General features: G+C 74.1%; 15 protein-coding genes. 7 read left to right on the top strand and 8 right to left on the bottom strand.

Features of this window, described 5'->3' with window-relative positions; all coding sequences use genetic code 11:
* The first annotated feature begins 152 nt into the window (after window positions 1-152).
* Window positions 153-3,503 (top strand): AAA family ATPase, encoded by a 3,351-nt coding sequence (locus NFX44_RS01585; RefSeq protein ID WP_262281654.1) that lies wholly within the window; start codon window positions 153-155, stop codon window positions 3,501-3,503.
* An 82-nt stretch (window positions 3,504-3,585) separates the two neighbouring features.
* Window positions 3,586-4,584 (top strand): hypothetical protein, encoded by a 999-nt coding sequence (locus NFX44_RS01580; protein WP_262281653.1) that lies wholly within the window; start codon window positions 3,586-3,588, stop codon window positions 4,582-4,584.
* Window positions 4,585-4,636: 52 nt separating this feature from the next.
* Here the strand turns inward: NFX44_RS01580 and NFX44_RS01575 are convergent, their stop codons facing one another.
* Genes NFX44_RS01575 through NFX44_RS01565 form a run of 3 tightly spaced genes read right to left on the bottom strand, consistent with a single transcriptional unit; the run spans window position 4,637 to window position 7,084 of the window.
* Window positions 4,637-5,491 (bottom strand): ABC transporter permease, encoded by an 855-nt coding sequence (locus NFX44_RS01575; protein WP_262281652.1) that lies wholly within the window; start codon window positions 5,489-5,491, stop codon window positions 4,637-4,639.
* Window positions 5,488-6,501: an ATP-binding cassette domain-containing protein gene (locus NFX44_RS01570; RefSeq protein ID WP_262281651.1), complete on the bottom strand. Its 1,014-nt coding sequence runs from the start codon at window positions 6,499-6,501 to the stop codon at window positions 5,488-5,490. The genes NFX44_RS01575 and NFX44_RS01570 overlap by 4 nt, the downstream gene beginning before the upstream one ends.
* A 28-nt stretch (window positions 6,502-6,529) precedes the next feature.
* Entirely contained in the window at window positions 6,530-7,084 is a 555-nt protein-coding gene (locus tag NFX44_RS01565; protein ID WP_262281650.1) for an NADPH-dependent FMN reductase, read from the bottom strand.
* Between the two features lie 130 nt (window positions 7,085-7,214).
* Here NFX44_RS01565 and NFX44_RS01560 point away from each other — a divergent pair, with 130 nt between their 5' ends.
* Window positions 7,215-7,715 carry a GNAT family N-acetyltransferase gene (locus tag NFX44_RS01560; RefSeq protein ID WP_262281649.1) on the top strand — a complete coding sequence of 167 codons (501 nt, stop codon included), beginning with the start codon at window positions 7,215-7,217 and terminating at the stop codon, window positions 7,713-7,715.
* 40 nt (window positions 7,716-7,755) lie between these two features.
* Here NFX44_RS01560 and NFX44_RS01555 read toward each other — a convergent pair whose 3' ends face one another.
* Together NFX44_RS01555 and NFX44_RS01550 are read right to left on the bottom strand one after the other, a co-directional pair.
* Window positions 7,756-8,739 (bottom strand): aldo/keto reductase, encoded by a 984-nt coding sequence (locus tag NFX44_RS01555; RefSeq protein ID WP_262281648.1) that lies wholly within the window; start codon window positions 8,737-8,739, stop codon window positions 7,756-7,758.
* A 64-nt stretch (window positions 8,740-8,803) separates the two neighbouring features.
* Window positions 8,804-9,553 (bottom strand): SDR family oxidoreductase, encoded by a 750-nt coding sequence (locus NFX44_RS01550; RefSeq protein ID WP_262281647.1) that lies wholly within the window; start codon window positions 9,551-9,553, stop codon window positions 8,804-8,806.
* Window positions 9,554-9,655: 102 nt separating this feature from the next.
* On the opposite strand from NFX44_RS01550, the gene NFX44_RS01545 reads away from it, so the two are divergent.
* Window positions 9,656-10,492 (top strand): helix-turn-helix transcriptional regulator, encoded by an 837-nt coding sequence (locus tag NFX44_RS01545; RefSeq protein WP_262281646.1) that lies wholly within the window; start codon window positions 9,656-9,658, stop codon window positions 10,490-10,492.
* A gap of 46 nt (window positions 10,493-10,538) precedes the next feature.
* On the opposite strand, the gene NFX44_RS01540 is transcribed toward NFX44_RS01545, so the two are convergent.
* Together NFX44_RS01540 and NFX44_RS01535 are read right to left on the bottom strand one after the other, a co-directional pair.
* Window positions 10,539-11,393 (bottom strand): aldo/keto reductase, encoded by an 855-nt coding sequence (locus tag NFX44_RS01540; RefSeq protein ID WP_262281645.1) that lies wholly within the window; start codon window positions 11,391-11,393, stop codon window positions 10,539-10,541.
* A gap of 141 nt (window positions 11,394-11,534) precedes the next feature.
* A complete protein-coding gene (locus NFX44_RS01535) occupies window positions 11,535-12,521 on the bottom strand; it encodes a LysR family transcriptional regulator (protein ID WP_262281644.1) in 987 nt (328 codons plus the stop codon).
* A 48-nt stretch (window positions 12,522-12,569) separates the two neighbouring features.
* Between NFX44_RS01535 and NFX44_RS01530 the strand changes: the two genes are divergently transcribed.
* A complete protein-coding gene (locus tag NFX44_RS01530; RefSeq protein WP_262281643.1) occupies window positions 12,570-13,451 on the top strand; it encodes a serine hydrolase in 882 nt (293 codons plus the stop codon).
* 154 nt (window positions 13,452-13,605) lie between these two features.
* Window positions 13,606-14,592: an MBL fold metallo-hydrolase gene (locus NFX44_RS01525; protein WP_262281642.1), complete on the top strand. Its 987-nt coding sequence runs from the start codon at window positions 13,606-13,608 to the stop codon at window positions 14,590-14,592.
* 44 nt (window positions 14,593-14,636) lie between these two features.
* Here the strand turns inward: NFX44_RS01525 and NFX44_RS01520 are convergent, their stop codons facing one another.
* Window positions 14,637-15,176: a DUF1697 domain-containing protein gene (locus NFX44_RS01520; protein WP_262281641.1), complete on the bottom strand. Its 540-nt coding sequence runs from the start codon at window positions 15,174-15,176 to the stop codon at window positions 14,637-14,639.
* A gap of 369 nt (window positions 15,177-15,545) precedes the next feature.
* Here NFX44_RS01520 and NFX44_RS01515 point away from each other — a divergent pair, with 369 nt between their 5' ends.
* Window positions 15,546-17,669, top strand: a complete 2,124-nt coding sequence (locus tag NFX44_RS01515; protein WP_369015316.1) for a hypothetical protein — start codon at window positions 15,546-15,548, stop codon at window positions 17,667-17,669.
* Window positions 17,670-17,725: the final 56 nt, after the last annotated feature.

The following is a 17,725-nucleotide window of genomic DNA, read 5'->3' as shown; positions in this document are numbered from 1 at the left end:
CGGCACGTGTCACGGCTGTGGTGCGGCAGCAGCGCTCCGGTGCGGTGGGCCGACAGGCGGGTCAGCGTGCCGCTGCCGACCAGGTGCCCTCGCTGGTCCTCGGTGTCCGGGTCCCCCGCGTTGTCGGACCGGTCGACTACCGTCGGGAGGTCATGGAGCCGCGGTTCGGCGAGGCGATCATCGGGCGGGAACACCCCGCGGCCCTGCTGCGCGCCGAAGTGGACCGGGTGACCACCAGCCACGGCGGCCTCGTCCTGGTCACGGGCGAGCCGGGCATCGGCAAGACCACGCTGGTGAGCGCGGTCGCCGACGAGGCCCGGCGGCGCGGGGCGCTGGTGCTCGGCGCGGCGTGCTGGGACTCCGACAGCGCCCCCGGTTACTGGCCCTGGGTGCAGGTGTTGCGCCGCCTGGGCCGCCACCCCGACGACTGGGCCCGGGCGCAGGATGCCGCCGGGCCCGGGCTCGCGGCACTGCTCGGCGAGGGCACCGGCGCCGAGCCGGTCGGGGAGGTGCCGGGTGACGACGGCGGCCGTGCCGAGTTCGCCCTGCACGACGCCGTGACCACCGCGCTGGTGGCCGTCGCCCAGCACCGGCCGGTCGTGGTCGTCCTCGACGACCTGCACTGGGCCGATCCGGCCTCGATGCGGCTGCTCCAGTTCGCCACCCAGCACACCTGGTTCGAACGGCTGCTGCTGGTCGGCACCTACCGGGACGCCGAGGTCGAGTCCGGCGACCACCGGCTCCGGCCGCTGCTGCTGCCGCTGACCGCCAAAGCCACCACCATCACGCTGACCGGCCTGGCCCGCGACGAGGTGGCCGCGCTGATCCGCCGCACCGCCGGCCGCGACCCGGCGGACGACCTCGTCGACGAGGTGCACCGGCGCACCGGCGGCAACCCGTTCTTCGTCGAGCAGACCGCCCGGCTGTGGCACACCGACGGCCTGGCCACCACCATCGCGCCCGGCGTGCGGGCGGCGGTGCGCCGACGGCTCGACCAGTTGCCCGCCCCGGTGGTCGAGGCGCTCACCGTGGCCGCCGTACTCGGCCGGGACTTCCACCGGCAGGTCCTCGCGGCCTGCGTACCCGGTCCCGTCGCGCAGGTGGACCGGCTGCTCGACCGCGCGGCCTCCGCCCGGCTCGTGCTGGCCCGGGGCGGCGGCCGGTTCGCCTTCGCCCACGACCTGGTCCGAGAGACCCTCTACGACGGGTTGGGCGACGCCGAGCGGCGTGCCCGGCACGCCGCCGTGGTCCGCGCCGTCGACCGGTCGGCGGCGCTGGCCGAGCGGCTCATCCCGGCCGACCTGGCCCGCCACGCCTGGCTCGCCGGCGCCGACCTCGACCCGGCGCGCACCGTCGAGCTGCTGGTCGCCGCCGCCCGGGACGCCGGCGGCCGGCTGGCCGTGGAGGAGTCGGTGCAGCACTTCCGGCGCGCGCTGGAGGTCGCCGAGGAGCCGGCCCGCCGGGTCAAGCTCATGCTGGAGCTGGCCCAGCAGCTGCAGCACGTCGGCACGCCGGACGAGGCCGAGCGCCTGCTCGTGGACGCGGCGGCGCTGGCCCGCCCGCTGGACGAGCCGGCCGTGCTGGCCCGCGTCGCGCTCACCGCGCACCGGCAGGACGCGGCGGCCCACCGCCGCACGGGCGCCGCCGAGCTGGTGCGCGAGGCGTACGGGCGGCTGATCGGTGAGCCCGAGCCCGGCCGGGGGACGAGCGCACTGGTCACCGACCTGATCACCGCCACCGAGACGCTGGCCCGGCACGGCCGCGACGACGAGGCGCTCACCTTCAGCCTGTGGGCCCGGCACGACACCACCTGGGGGCTCGGCACCGCCGAGGACCGGGCGGTGGTCACCGCGGAGATCCGGGAGGTGGCCCGCCGCACCGGCGACCGGGAGACCGAGCTGTGGGCCACCTCGCTGCGCTGGGTCGCGCTGCTGGAGCTCGGCGACCCGCGCTTCCACGACGAGCTGACCGCGTTCGTCACCGGCTGCCGGCAGGGCGAGGTCGCCCGCCAGCGGATGGCCGCGGCCATCGACAGCGGCATCATCGCCGGGTTCCGCGGTGACTTCGCCGCCGCCGAGGCGCACTTCGCCGAGATGGACGGGTACGGGGAGTGGGAGCACTCCGACCACGCCTTCATGGGTCAGCACCTGCGCTGGTGCCTGCTGCTGCTCCGGGGTCGCCTCGCCGAGGCGGAGGCCCTGCTCGACGAGCCGGTCGCGGCCGGTCACCCGCAGCGGGAGCTGCTCCGGGCCATCACGGCCGCCGAGCGGGGCGACGCGGGCACCGCCGTGCGGCTCACGGCCGGGATCGAGGCGGCCGGCACCACGTACCCGCGGCCGGTGTCGCCGCTGTGGCTGCGGCTGCGGGCACAGGCGGCGGCCGCGAGCGCCGATCCCCGCCGCTGCGCCGAGGTGCGGGTGGCGCTGGAGCCGCACCGGGGCCGGTGGATGGCGGCGTTCTTCGGCTGCGACATCAGCGGCCCGGTCGACCTCTGGCTGGCCGCCGTCGACGCCGCCGAGCAGCGGTGGGACGACGCCGTGGCCGGCTACGAGGCCGCCCGCGACGCCGCCGACCGGATGGGTGCCCGGCCGTGGTCGCTGCTCAGCCGGGCCGGGCTGGTGGCCGCCCTGACCGCACGCGGGCGGCCCGGCGACGCGGCCACGGCGGTCCGGCTGCGCGCCGACACGGCGGCCGAGGCGCAGGCAGTCGGCATGACCCAGGTCCTGCACCGGCTGGGCGAGGTGGAGGCGCTGACTCCCGGCACTCCGGAAACCGTGGGACGACCACCGGACGCGGACGTCGGCGTTCCGGCGCGGGCACCGGCCGGAGCTGCTCACGTCATCGCGGTGCTGGCCGGAGCGGGCCACCTGGCCGCGGCCGGTTCCGGCGTCGTGAGCGGTGACCGGGCCGGTACGGCCGACGCCGACGCCGAGCCCGAGTTCCGGCGGGACGGGGCCGTGTGGCGGCTCGCGTACGGCGGCACGGTGGTGCACCTGCCCGATGCGAAGGGCCTGCACGACCTGCGGCTGCTGCTGGGCCGGCCCGGCGTCGACGTGCCCGTGGTCGAGCTGCTCGACCCCGCCGCCGGGCCGGAGCTGGTCGCCGCCCGGCGACTCGGCGGTGACCCGGTGCTCGACGACGAGGCCAGGGCCCGCTACCGGCGCCACCTGCAACGGCTCGACGACGAGATCGACCGGGCCGCCGCGCGCGGCGACGACCGGAAGGTGGCAGCCCTGGACGCTGAGCGCACCGCGTTGCTGGCCGAGCTGCGCGCCGCGGCCGGGCTGGCCGGGCGCACCCGCCGGCTCGGCGACGAGGCCGAGCGGGCCCGCAAGGCGGTGACGGCCCGGATCCGTGACACGCTGCGCCGGCTGGACGAGCGGCATCCGGCGCTCGCCGAGCATCTGCGCGCCACCGTCTCCACCGGCAGCTCCTGCCGCTACCTGCCCACCGAGCCCGTGCCCTGGCGCCTCTCCGAGGCTGGTGAGGCGGCCAGCCGCTGAGCCCACGGCCCGGGATCGACAATGATCAACTACCAGCCCGGCCGACCCCCACGACCGGGTCCGAGGGGCATATGATCCGCCGATGTTCCGGAACCCCTTCAGCCGTGGTCAGCGGCCGGTCGAGCCGGTTGTCGACCTGGACCGAGCCCTCGACGACCTGGAGCTGCGTGCAGCGCGGGACAAGGCGTCCGCCGACTGGCGTGCCGCCCGCGACGTGATCGAGGCCGCCGGCTCCGACTGGGAGCGCCGCGCCCGCCGGGTCTCGGTCCTCAGCGACGCGGCCGCCGACGACACGTGGCTGGACGCCTGGCTGGCGTCCGCTCCCGACGATCCGACCGCCGCCGTCCTGCACGCCGCGACGCTCGCGGAACAAGCGGGCCGCGCGCGGGGTTCAGCCCCGGCCAGCGACACCACCCGGGAGCAGTTCCAGGGTTTCGCCGACCTGTCGGCCCAGGCCGCGGTCGCCGCGCGCCGGGCCATCGCCCTCGCGCCCCACGATCCGGTGCCGTGGATCGACGTGCTGTGGGCGATGTTCTCCGACGGCCGCTCGCGGCAGGCGGAGTTCCACCAGGCGTTCACCGAGGCCCGGCATCGTGACCCGTTCAACCTGGGGGTCCACCTGGCGGCGGTGAGTTTCCTCTGCGAGAAGTGGTACGGCTCGCACGACGAGATGTTCGGCCTGGCCCGGGCCGTTGCGGCCGCCGCGCCGCCCGGGACCGCGGTCACCCTGCTGCCCCTGTTCGCGCACTTCGAGTACGCCATGCGCGAGTTCAACTGGGGCACCCCCACACCGGAAGGGGTGCTGGCCTGCCGCCGGTACTTCCAGCGCCCCGAGGTGCGGCAGGAGTACGACGCCTGCGCGGCGAAGTGGCGAGCGGCAGGCCCGCCCCGGCACGGCGACGCGATGGTGTGCCGCAACTGGCTCGCCCTCGCCTACTCGCTGTCCGACCGCCGGGACGAGGCCAAGGCCATGTTCGACGAGATCGGCCCGTACGCCACGAGCCCCGTGTGGGCCTACTTCTTCGGCGGTGTCAAGCACGGCTTCGTGCACAACTGGCGGTGGGCGAACCGCGTCCGGTAGGGCCGGGACGGCGGGGGTGTCGCCGCGGCGACACCCCCGCCGTCCCGTCTGATCAGCGGCGGTTGTAGCGGTACATGGTCAGCGTGCCGAAGACGGCCACGAACCCGGCGCTCCACAACAGCAGCCACATCGTGTTCGTCGCGTCCGTCGACCCGGCCATGGCGGCGCGCACGGCCGCGACCAGGTGGGTGACCGGGTTGGCCTTGACGAACGCCTGGAGCCAGCCCGGCATGGTGGCCGGGTCGACGAAGACGTTGCTCAGGAAGGTCAGCGGGAACAGCACCATCATGCTGACCCCCATGACCGACTTCTCGCTGCGCAGCACCAGGCCGAAGAACGTCCACACCCAGGAGAACGCGAACGAGAAGATCACCAGCAGGCCGATGCCGGCCAGGACGCCGACGGGCCCGCCGGCGGGCCGGAATCCGAGCGCCAGCCCGACGCAGAGGATGACCACCGCGGCGAGCACGTAGCGCAGCACGTCCCCGAAGATCATGCCGACCAGTGCGGCGGGCCGCCAGACCGGCAGGGTGCGGATGCGGTCGAAGACGCCCTTCTCGATGTCGTTGTTCAACCCGACACCGGTGTACATGGTGATCATCACGACGCTGGTCACCATGATGCCGGGCAGGAAGAACTGCAGGTAGTCCCGCGGGCTGTCGGCGAGGGCGCCGCCGAACAGGTACGTGAACATCAGCACCATGATGATCGGGAACGCGGTCACGTCGAACAACTGCTCGGGCACGTGCTTGATCTTCAGCATGGCCCGCCAGCCGAAGGTCAGCGACGCGGCCAGCGCGCCCGGCCTCGGCGGTCGCTCGCCCGGGGCGAGGACCGTGGCCAGCGCCTCGGCGGACGGCACGTAGACGGACGGCGGGCGCCCGGTCGTGGTCGCGGTGTCGCTCATCGGGCCGCCTCCAGTTCGTCGTCCCGCTCGTCGGCCCCGACGGCGGGGTGGTCGGTCAGGGCCAGGAACACCTCGTCCAGGCTCGGCTGGCCGAGGGAGAAGTCGTCCACCACGATGCCGGCCCGGGCCAGCTCGCCGAGGGCGCGCGCGGCCTGCTCGCCGGCCTCCAGGTCGGTGCCGTCCTCGCCGACCCGGGCGGTCAGCGCCACCGGGTCCGCCGCGAGCTGCACCGGCACGCCCAGCGCCGTCCGCAGCACCTGCTCGGCCCGGGGTCGCTCCCCGGCGTCGCGCAGTCGCACGTGGACGGTGCCCGAGCCGACCGACGACTTGAGCTCGCCCGGGGTGCCCTCCGCGATCACCCGGCCGTGGTCGACCACCGCGATGCGGCCGGCGAGCTGATCGGCCTCGTCCAGGTACTGGGTGGTCAGCAGCACGGTGGTGCCGTGGGCGACCACCGCCCGGATGATCTCCCACACCTGGTTGCGGCTGCGCGGGTCCAGCCCGGTCGTCGGCTCGTCGAGGAAGAGCAGGTCCGGGGTGTTGAGGATGCTCGCCGCGATGTCGATCCGCCGCCGCATCCCGCCCGAGTACTTCTTCACCTGCCGCCCGGCCGCCTCGGTCAGCCCGAACGCGGCGAGCAGGCGGTCGGCCCGCTGCCGTGCCGCCGGCCGGCCCAGGCCGAGCAGCCGGCCCAGCAGGACCAGGTTCTCCGCGCCGGTCAGGTCCTCGTCGAGCGAGGCGTACTGGCCGGTCAGGCTGACCCGGGCGCGGACCGCGTCCGCCTCGGCGACGACGTCGTGGCCGAAGACGCGGGCCCGCCCGCCGTCCGGGCGCAGGAGCGTGGCCAGCACCCGTACCGCGGTGGTCTTGCCGGCGCCGTTCGGCCCGAGCAGGCCGTAGACGGTCCCGGCGGGGACCTGGAGGTCCAGGCCGTCCAGCGCGCGGGTCGAGCCGAACGACCGGACCAGGCCGTCGGCCTCGACGGCCAGGCCGGTGTTCCGGTTACTCATGATCACTACCTCTCTTCGTCGGTCCATCTCAGGAGACGTACGGGCGCGCCGCGCGGCCCTCGCGCAGCGCCAGGCCCCACCAGCACAGCTCGTCGAGGAGCACCCGGGCGTCCTGCCGGAGCCGCTCCTCGGCCCGCCCCGTCGGCTCGCCGTCGAGCAGGTCGACGCCGACGCTGTCGCGCACTGTCGTCGCGTGCAGGGCGGTGAACACGGTCCGGAGCTGGTCGACCGCGTGCAGGCCGACCGAGCGGCAGCCGTACGACACGAACCCGACCGGCTTGGCCTGCCACTCGTCGTAGGCGTAGTCGATCGCCTGTTTCAACGACGCCGGGAAGCTGTGGTTGTACTCCGGGGTGACCACCACGAACGCGTCCGCCCGGTTCACCTCCCGCGCGAACGACCGCATGGCCGCCGTGGGCTCGGCCGGCAGGCTGGCCGGGAAGTCGTACCCGGCGAGGTCGAGCACGGTCACCGCCAGCCCTTCGCGGCGGCGTGCCTGCGCGACGAACCAGCGACCGATCCGGTCGCCGATCCGTCCCTCCCGGGTGCTGCCGATGATCACGGCGAGCCGCAACGGCGTCATGCTCCCCTCCCGCTGGTGTCGGGCCTCAGCCCGCAGGCGCCAGACGCGGACCGGCGGCCCGCCAGATCGGATCTGGCGGGCCGGTGTCGGGGGCGGCTGCTTCAATCGGCGCCGGGGAGAGGGGGACGGCATGACCGAGGTACGCCTCGCGCGGTGGAGCGCCGACGACCTGGAGCTGCTGCGGCAGCTCAACGCGCCGGAGGTGCGGGCGCACACCGGCGGCCCGGAGACCGACGAGCAGGTGATCGCCCGGCACGAGCGCTACCTGCGCGGCCCCGGCCCGCGCGGCGGGCACATGTTCACCGTCGGGTTGCCCGACGGGACGAAGGTGGGCAGCGTCGGCTACTGGGCGCGGGAGTGGCGCGGCGAGCCGGTCTACGAGATGGGCTGGGCGGTGCTGCCGGCGTACCAGGGGCGGGGGCTGGCGAGCGCGGCGGTGGGCGCCCTGATCGCGGAGGCCGCAGCGCACGGCGACCGGCGTTTCGCGCACGCCTACCCGTCGGTGGACCACCCGGCGTCGAACGCGGTGTGCCGCAAGGCCGGGTTCACGCTGCTCGGCGAGACGGAGTTCGAATACCCGCCGGGGCACCTCATGCGCTCCAACGACTGGCGGATCGAGCTGACCGGGTGACCCGCAGCGGGGCGGGCCGGCCGGCCCGCCCCGTCGCGCGTCAGCGGGCGGTGTCCAGCCGGGTCCGCTGCTCCGGGGTCAGCTCCAGGTCGACCGCCGCGAGGCTCTCCTCCAGCTGCGCCACCGAGGAGAACCCGACCAGCGGGATCGCCGGCACGTCCCCGCCCGTCAACCAGGCGAGCACCACCTGGTTGACGGTCGCCCCGGTCTCGTCGGCGACCGCGCGCAGCGCCGCGAGCCGGCCCGGGACGCTCGGCAGGGCGTACCCCTCGCCGAGCCGTTCCGCCTTCGCGTAGGCGCCCTTGAGCAGCGGCGAGTACGCCACCAGCGTGAGCTGGGGCTCCGCCCGCAGGTAGCTGGCCAGGTCCGGGCCGACCCAGCCGACGTCGCCGTCGGGATCCAGGTCGCTCGGCAGGTCCAGCCGCGGGGGCAGGTAGCTGCGGTGGTACTGGAGCACCTCGTACCCGGGCAGGCCGGCCGCGGCGGCGAGCGACCGGGCCCGCTCGACCCGCCAGGCGCGGTGGTTGCTGGCGCCGAGCAGCCCGACCGTGCCCTCGGCCACCAGCTCCGCGAAGCCGTGGACCGTCTCCTCCAGCGGCACGGTCCGGTCCTCGATGTGCGCGTAGAGCAGGTCGAGCTTCTCCACGCCGAGCCGTTCGCGGCTGCGCTCGGCCGATTCGCGGATCACCTTGGCGGACAGGCCCTCGGCGTTGTCCAGGTAGCTGGTGCCCGGGGCGAGGGGACGGGCGCCGAGCTTGGTGGCGATGACCACCTCGCCGCCGATCCCGCGGCTGCGTCGCCAGCGGCCGAGCAGCTCCTCGCTCTCCCCGCCCTGGCCCCCGTTCTGCCAGAACGCGTAGTTGTCCGAGGTGTCGATGAACGTGCCGCCGGCCTCGACGTACCGGTCGAGGATCGCGTACGAGGTGGCCTCGTCGGTGGCGGTGCCGAACAGCATCGCGCCGAGGCTGAGCACGCTGACCTCGCGCCGGGTGGCCGGGTCGGTGCCGATGGTGCGGTAACGCATGGGTTCCCTCCCCGTCAGAACGTTGCCGTCACCCTCCACCTTCGAGTGCGCGCGAAGTCAAACCTCACCAGGGGAGCACCCCGTAGCCGCCGCCGGCGTCCATCTGGTAGCCCCAGAGCAGGCCGCTCGGCCCGTCCGCCGGGAGGGTGGCCAGGTGCACGCTCACCTCGGCGCCCTCCTCGGCGGTGCGGAAGCCGCTGTGGTGATTGAGGTCCGTGGCGCAGTAGCCGGGGTTGGCGGCGTTCACCTTGATCGGGGTGTCCCGCAGCTCCTTGGCGTACATGGCGGTGACCATGTTCAGCGCGGTCTTCGAGGTCGGGTAGGGGATCGAGGTCAGCGCGAACAGGGCGCCCTCCGGGTCGGTCATCACGGCGATCGAGCCGACCTCGCTGGAGACGTTCACGATCCGGGCGGCCGGGGCCCGGCGCAGCAGCGGCAGCAGCGCGTTGGTCACCGCGACCACGCCGAACACGTTCGTCTCGTACACCTCGCGCAGCGAGTCGAGGGTGGTCTCGCTGGGCAGCCCGGCGCCGTCGGCCCGGATGATGCCGGCGTTGTTGACCAGCACGTCCAGGTGGCCGTACTCCCGCTCGACCAGCTCGGCCGCGGCGGCGACCGACGCCGCGTCGGTGACCTCCAGCGGCACGAAGTGGGTGTCCGCCCCCTCGGCGCGCAGCTTGTCCGCCGCCTCGCGGCCCCGCGCGGCGTCCCGCGCGCCGACCAGCACGGTCATCCCGCGCGCGCCGAGCTGCCGGGCGGTGGCCAGGCCGATTCCCTTGTTGGCCCCGGTGATCAGGGCGATCGTCGTCGTCATGCCGTCGAGGCTGCCGCCGGGCGCCCGGCGGCGGGAGAGACCCGCCGAGGCTGGTACCGGCGGTACCAGCCTCGGGAGCCGGCCGTGCGGCAGGCTGGGGGCATGAGCACACTGCGCCGCGACGAGCTGGCGGGGTTCCTGCGCACCCGCCGCGCCCGGTTGCGCCCCGCCGAGGTCGGCCTCCCCGAGGGGGTACGCCGCCGCACGCCGGGCCTGCGCCGCCAGGAGGTGGCCCAGCTCGCCGGGATGTCCATCGACTACTACATCCGGCTGGAGCAGGGGCGTGGGCCGCACCCGTCCCGGCAGGTGCTGTCCGCGCTGGCCCGGGCGCTGCTGCTCAGCCGGGACGAGCGGGCGTACCTGTTCCGGGTCGCGGGGGAGAGCCCGCCGGACGCCGTCGGCCCTTCCCGGGAGGTGCCGGCCGGGCTGCGGCACCTGCTCGACGGCATGACGGAGACGCCCGCCTACCTGGTCGACGCTGCGTACGAGGTGCTGGCCTGGAACCGGCTGGCCGCCTGGTTCGTCGGGGACCTGTCGACGGTGCCGGCCGGCGAGCGGAGCATGGTCCGCTGGATGTTCGGCCGGACGGTGCCCGAGTCGTACTGGGCCGACCCGGAGGTGCTGCGCTTCGCCCGGACCACGGTGGCCGACCTGCGGGCCGCGTACGGCCGCTATCCGGCCGACCCGGCCCTGGCGGGGCTGGTGACCGAGCTGCTCGGGCTTTCCCCGCGGTTCGCCGCGCTCTGGGCCGAGCACGAGGTGGGGGAGCGGCGCCCGACCGTCAAGCGGGTCGCCCATCCGGAGCTGGGGCCGCTGGAGTTCGAGTGCCGGGTGCTGCACGTGCCGGAGACCGACCAGCGGCTGATCGTCTACGTCCCCGAGCCGGGGTCGCCGACGCAGTCCGCGTTCCGCCGGGCCGCCGAGCGGGTCGGCTCCTGAGCCCGCGACCGGGGCCGGCGGCCCGGCCCCCGGTCGCGGTGGCGGCTCAGTCCGGGATGTAGTCGAAGGTGTCCGGGTTCGGCCCCTGCCGGCCCGCCCCGCCCCGGTTCAGGCCGTCGATCCGGTCCACGGTCGCTCCGTCCAGCTCGAAGTCGAAGATCCGGAAGTTCTCCTCGATCCGGCTCGGCGTGGTCGACTTCGGGAACACGATGTCGCCGCGCTGCACGTGCCAGCGCAGCACCACCTGGGCGGGGGTCCGCCCGACCTCCTCGGCGATGTCGACCACGGTCGGGTCGTCCAGCACCTTGCCCTGGGCGATCGGGGACCAGGCCTCGGTGAGGATGTTGTGGGCCCTGCCGTAGGCGCGTACGTCCTCGTTGCCGAAGTAGGGGTGCACCTCGATCTGGTTGACCGCGGGTGCGATGTCCGCCTCGGCGGCCAGCCGCTCCAGGTGGGCCACCTGGAAGTTGGAGACGCCGATCGACCGGACCCGGCCGTCGCGCTGCAGCTCCTCCAGCGCGCGCCAGGTGGCCACGAAGTCGCCGTCGTAGCGGGTCGGCAGCGGCCAGTGGATCAGGAACAGGTCGAGGTAGTCGAACTTCAACTCGGCGAGGGTCGACTCGAACGCCTTGCGGGCGTCGTCCGGCCGGTGGAAGGCGTTGCTCAGCTTGCTGGTGACGAAGACCTCGCTGCGGTCCAGCCCGGAGGTGCGCACAGCCTGCCCGACCTCGGCCTCGTTGCCGTACATCTCGGCCGTGTCGATGTGCCGGTAGCCGACCTCCAGCGCCGTGCTGACGGCCTGCACGGTGTCCTTCGGGTCGATCTGGAAGACCCCGAAGCCGAGCTGCGGGATGGTGTTGCCGTCGTTGAGCGAGATGTCGGGAACGCTGTTCGGGGCCATGAAGCCTCATCTCCGATCGTCCGGGGTGCCCGGGGGAACGCTTCCACGCGCGGCGCCGGGCCTTGCCACCCGGCTTCTCTACCCGCTCGACCCGGCTCGTCACGGCCGCCGTCGGGGTGATCTGCGCCGCCATCGGCCCGTTCAGCCCGCCTGCGGCTGCTCACCGGGGCCCTGGCCGGCCTCGAAGAGCACCGGCCAGGGCCGGGCGGCCGAGGCGAGCGCCGCGGTCGCCGGTGGCGGCTCCACGGTGGCCAGCACCTCGGCCGCGAGCTGCCCGAACATCGGGGCGGCGGGGTGCCCGGCCCGCGCCGGCCAAGCCGCCGAGGTCCGCTTGACCAGCGGCGCGTCGACCAGGGGCCGCCAGGCGATCCGCGGCTCGCGGCGGGCCACCGGCTCCGGTTCCAGGGCGACCGCGCCACCGGCCAGCAGCAGCCCGAACAGGAACTCCGGGTTGCGGGCGGGCCGGACCCGGGCCGGCACGAAGCCGTGCCGGCGGCAGACCGCCAGCAGGTGCCCGTGCCAGCCGGGCGCGGTGGCCGGCGGCGCGGTGATCAGGTCCAGGCCGGCCAGGTCGGCCAGCCGCACCTCGCGGGCCCGGGCCGCCGGAGCGGCCCGGGGCAGCAGCACCCCGACCGGCGCGTCCACGGCGGGGCCGAAGCGCAGCCCCGCCTCCTCCACCGGGTGGTGCAGCAGGCCCACGTCGAGCCGCCCCTCGGCCAGCATCCGCCGCTGCTCGGCGCTGGTCAGCTCGTGCAGGTCCAGGTCGAGTCCGGGCGCCCGCCCGGCGAGCCCGTCGAGCAGCGCGCGCAGCGTCACGGCCGGGGTCTCCGGGGGTACGCCGGCGCGCAGCACGCCGAGCGCGCCCCGGCGGACCTGGTCGACCAGGTTGCGCAGCCGGCGCTCCCCGGCGAGCAGCTCGTCGGCCTCGCCGAGCAGGAGCTGGCCGGCCGTGGTGAGCCGGACCTGGCGCTGCGACCGGTCGAAGAGGGTGGCGCCCAGCTCGCGTTCCAGCCGCTGGATCGACTGGCTCAGCGGCGGCTGCGCCATGCCCAGCACCTCGGCCGCCCGCCCGAAGTGCAGCTCCCGGGCCACCACCACGAAGTGCCGCAGGTGTCGCAGCAGGTCCACGACGGGCACCCTACGCCCGCCCGGGTCGCCGCTGGTTAGCGTGTCGGGGTGAGCGGGGAGCGGATCGAGGAGATCTTCGGGCGGGCCGGGATCAGCGGCTGCCTGCACGTCGAGGACGTCGACGCGCCGGGGCGGGAGGTGGCGCTGCGGGCCGACGAGCAGGTGGTGATCGCCTCCGTGTTCAAGATCCTGCTGGTGCTGGAGTTCGCCCGGCAGGCCGTCGCCGGCCAGCTCGACCCGGTCGAGCGGGTGCTGGTCGGCGCGGCGGACCGGCTCGGCGGCTGGGGCGTGGCCGGCTGCGCCGACGACGTCGAGGTGTCCCTGCGCGACCTGGCCTACTTCGCCATGTCGGTGAGCGACAACACCGCCGCCGACCTGCTGCTGCGCCGGGTCGGCCCGGACGTGCTGCCGATGCTCGCCGCCGAGCTGGGCCTGCCGCGTACCCGGATCGTCGGCGGCCCCCGGCAGCTGGTCGAGACGATGCTCGCCGACGTGGGCGCCCGCACCGAGGCCGACTTCGCCCGGATCTTCCCCACCCTGCCTCCGGAGCGGGTCCGGGCCATGCGGGTGTTCGACCCGGAGCACACCACCTCCAGCACGGCCCGGGAGCTGACCCGGCTGCTCGGCCTCATCTGGCGGGACGAGGCGGGGCCGCCGGCCGCCTGCGCGATGGTCCGCGACCTGATGGCCCGGCAGCTCTTCTGGACCCGGCTCGCCGCCGGCTTCCCGCCCGGCGTCCGGGTCGCCGGGAAGACCGGCACCCTGCCGGGCCTGCAACTTGAGGCCGGGGTCGTCGAGTATCCCGACGGCGGCCGGTACGCGGTAGCGGTTCTCGCCCGCACCGAGCGGCTCAGCACCCGCCGGATCGACGTGGACCTGGCCATGGGCGAGGCCGCCCGGGCCGCCGTCGAGGCGGTGCGCGCCGGCTGATTTCCCGGCCGGGGCCGGCCCGCGCCGACGGTCGTGACCTGGGCCGATATCCGAACGCGTATCGCGCCTTCCGCCGGACGATCTTGGACACCGCCGGGCGGCCGGTGGTGGGGTGGACGGACCGATCAACCTGTCCCGCCGGGGAGGACGCCTCATGCTCGACAAACGCCCCTACGACCGCCGCCGCTTCCTGCTCGATGCCGCCGTCGGCACCGCCGCCGTGTCCACCGCCGGCCTGGTCGCCGGCGCATCCGCCGCTCCGGCCCAGGCCGCCACGGCCGCCCCGGTTGCCGCCGGGCCCCGGCGCTCCGGCGCGGTCAGCTTCCGCTGGTGGGGTACGTCCGGCTGGCGGATCGACATCGGCGACCGTACGGTGCTGGTCGACCCGTACCTGAGCCGCTACGACACCGGCCTGTTCACGGGCGCGTTCAACGAGAACACCCCGCTGAAGGTGGACACGGCCGTCGTCGACCGGCTGGTGGACCGGGCCGAGAACATCCTGGTCACGCACACCCACTGGGACCACTTCAACGACGTCCCGCACATCGCCGGGCGCACCGGCGCGCGGGTCGTCGGCACGCTGACCGCCTACCATCTCGGTCTGGCGTACGGGCTGCCGAGCGGGCAGCTCGCGCCGGCCCGCGGCGGCGAGGTGCTCGACTTCGGCGCGTACACGGTCGAGGTGGTCAGCTCGCTGCACAGCCGCAACGCCGCCTGGTCGATGGCCTTCCCCGGGGTGCGGGTCAGCCGGCCGCTGAGGCCGGAGAAGATCTCCGACCTGCCCGAGGGGGACACGTTGGCGTACCAGATCCGCGTCGACGGCGGCCCGTCGGTGTTCTTCATGGGGGCCAGCGACTTCGCCGAGCGGAACCTGGCCGGGCTGGCTCCGGACGTGGCGATGGTGGCCTCCGCCGCGACCACCGCCACGGCCGACTACGTGCCGCGGCTGATGGCCGCCCTCGATTATCCGAAGGTCGTGGTGCCGGTGCACTGGGACAACTTCGAGACGCCGCTGACGAACCCGCCGGCGGTGGCGCCGAACGACCGCAAGCGCCTCGACGACCTGATCGCCGCAGTGCGGAAGGTGTCGCCGCGCAGCCGTGTGCTGGTGCCGGAGTACCACACGGCGTACCACTTCTGAGGATCGGTCGCGGAGGGGCCGGGCCACGGGGCCGGTCCCTCCGCTCAGCCGGTGGTCAGGTCGCGCAGGGCCAGCACCGACTTCCAGTTCCGGGTGGTCGCCACCACGCCCAGCTTCTTCTCCAGCTGGGCGTTGGTGAACTTCGTCCGCCCGTAGCCGCCGTCGGGGAAGTGCAGGTGCACCTCGCGGCCGTCGACCGTGAACTCCAGGTTCTCCCCGGCCGGCGCGGCCAGCTCCTTGACCCGGGCCGGGCTCGGCGCGGCCGAGAGGAACGCCACCAGCATCCGCGTCGGGTCGTCCTGCTTCCGGGCGTACGGGCTGGCCGCGGCGACCGCCGCCAGCTCGTCGCCGCTGCGCACCAGCACCGGCACGCGCAGGTCCAGCTCGTCGGCGAGCCGGCGGGCGATGCCCTCGGCCAGGAGGTCGTCCTTGGTCGGCGGGCTACTGAAGACCACGTTGCCGCTCTGCAGGTAGGTCTTGACGTCCTCGTGCCCGAGGTCGGTGACGATGCGGCGCAGGTCGGCCATGGCGAGCCGGGTGCTGCCGACGTTGACACCGCGCAGCAGGGCGGCGTAGCGGGTCATGGTGCCTCCTCGCGCCGGCGTCACTCGACGACCAAGCCTAGAGCGTGCCGGGGCCCCGGACCCGAACGGTGGTGGCTTCGGCCCGGTCGGGACAAGATGGACGGCCGTGTGGACGCCGGCCCCTCAGCCGATCCGCCGGCCCGGATCGGCCGGCCGCCGGCGGGGGTCACACGTGCGGTCAGCTGACTCGCCTTCGTGACGAATTTGTGACCTGCGGCCGCCTCCCCCGCCACCGTCGCAAGTGGTTGCCTGAAGACAAAATTCCCCTGGTCAGCCGCCGCCTCGGCAGCGCCGGCGAGGGGCAACTGCACACCCGACGGCGGTGGCCGGAGCTGATCACCGCCTCACGGCAGGAGGCACCACGTGCGAATGCGACGACCGAGCCGGATCGCGGCCGCGGTGGCGGGCGTGACGGCGCTCGCCTTCACGGTCTCGGCCCCGGCCCAGGCCAACGACCACGAGAACCTTCCCGGCGAACCGACCATCACGCTGCCGATCAACGACAGCGCGGCGGGCGGCACCTACAACCAGGACTTCACCCGGGTCTACGCCAACACGACACCGGACGGCACCCCGGTCTACATCTACGTCCCGGAGGGCACCCCGCTCGACGGCACCGCGCCGGTCGGTGTGGCCAGCCTCGACCCGCAGTTCGACCACAACCCGGGCGACGCGTTCACCCCCTGCGCCACGGCCACCGCGGCGCAGTTCGCGCTCACCCAGGCGCAGATCGACTACGTCGGGGACAAGCTCGCCGACCAGATCGTCGCCGTGGACGAGGAGCACTTCGGCCCGATGGACGCGGCCGACCCGGACGAGCCGGCCAGCGACTCGCTGGTCATGGTGCTCTACAACATCCAGGACGACGCCTACTACGACTGCGCGCAGACGTCGTACACGGCCGGCTACTTCGCGCCGGACTTCATCGACAGCGTCGGCATGAACGTGATCGTGGTCGACGCCCTGGACTGGGCGAACCGGGTCGGGCCGAACGACTCGCCGTGGCGGGACGCCAACCCGGCCAACGACCGCCCCGAGCTGTACGAGGGCACCGTCGCGCACGAGCTGCAGCACCTCCTGCACAACTACAGCGACCCCGGCGAGCTGTCCTGGGTCGACGAGGGCCTGGCGGACTTCGCCATCTTCCTCAACGGCCTGGACGCCGGCGGCTCGCACCTGACCAACCAGCAGGTCTTCTACGAGGAGACCTCGCTGACCCGGTGGGGCAGCACCCTGGCCAACTACGGCGCCTCGTTCACCTACTTCCAGTACCTGTGGGAGCAGGCCGGCGGCAACGGCGACGGCACCTACACCCCGGACAAGCAGTACGACGGCAGGGCCGGTGACCTGCTCATCAAGAAGATCTTCGAGGAGCAGGCCGACGGCATGGCCGGCGTGCAGAACGCCATCGACGACTTCAACGCGGCGACCGGCGCGCACCTGCGCAGCGCGGCCGACCTGTTCCGCGACTGGTCGGTGGCGGTCTACCTGGACGACGAGGACTCGCCGATCTACGACATCAAGGCGTTCGACTTCGGCGACCCGGCGGACACCAGCTGGACCATCGACATCGCCGACGACGTGTTCTGGTCCGGTCGGGGCCGCTACCAGGGCGCCACCCCCGAGGCCAAGTGGGCACGGCTGAAGAACCGCCAGGACACCACCGCCGTGCCGTTCGGCATGTCGGTCGAGCGGTTCCGCAACCCCGGCCCGACCGTGGCGCTGGCCTTCGACGGCGACGACGAGACGGTGATCCCGCCGCACACCGGCACCACCCACTGGTACGCCGGCTACGAGAGCCAGAACGACAACATCCTCGACGTGTCCACCTCCGGTGCGGTGACCTCGCTGGACTTCTGGAGCTGGCACTTCATCGAGGAGGGCTGGGACTACGGCTTCGTCGAGGCGCTCGTCGGCGGCAACTGGGTGACGGTGCCGCTGCGCACCGACGCCGGCCAGGTCGTCACCACCAACGACGACCCGCACGGCAACAACGAGGAGGGCAACGGCCTGACCGGCACCTCCGGCGGCCAGTACTTCGTCGACGACCCGGTCTACCAGCACCTCACCGCCGACCTGCCGGCCGGCACCACGGACGTGCGGTTCCGGTACTCCACGGACGCCGCGTACATGGACACCGGCTGGTTCGTCGACGACGTCCGGGTCAACGGCGCCGACGCGACCCTCACCTCGGCGGCGGGCAACTGGTTTGCCACCAGCGGCGTGCAGGACAACAACTGGACCGTCCAGGTGGTCAGCCACTGCGACCTCACGCCGGGCGTCACCTCGCCGGGCGAGACCACCGACGGCGCGGGCAACTGGGTCTACCGGTCCACCGGCGACCAGTTCACCGCCAGCGGCCTGCGGACCAGGTGCGCCAACGGCAACCAGGACGACTTCGCCGTCCTGATCTCCAACCTGCCGACCGGTGACCTCACCTACCTGGACGCGGACTACACCTTCCGGGTGACGAACACGGGCAACGGCAAGTAGCTCGGCCCTCCCGTTCGGGCCGGGTCACCATCCCGAGCGTCCTTCACCTGAACAGT

This window comes from Micromonospora sp. MA102, from assembly GCF_025460765.1.
Lineage (GTDB): Bacteria > Actinomycetota > Actinomycetes > Mycobacteriales > Micromonosporaceae > Micromonospora > Micromonospora halotolerans.
Note: the sequence above shows the minus strand (reverse complement) of the source record. Positions and strands in the feature narration are given on the sequence as shown.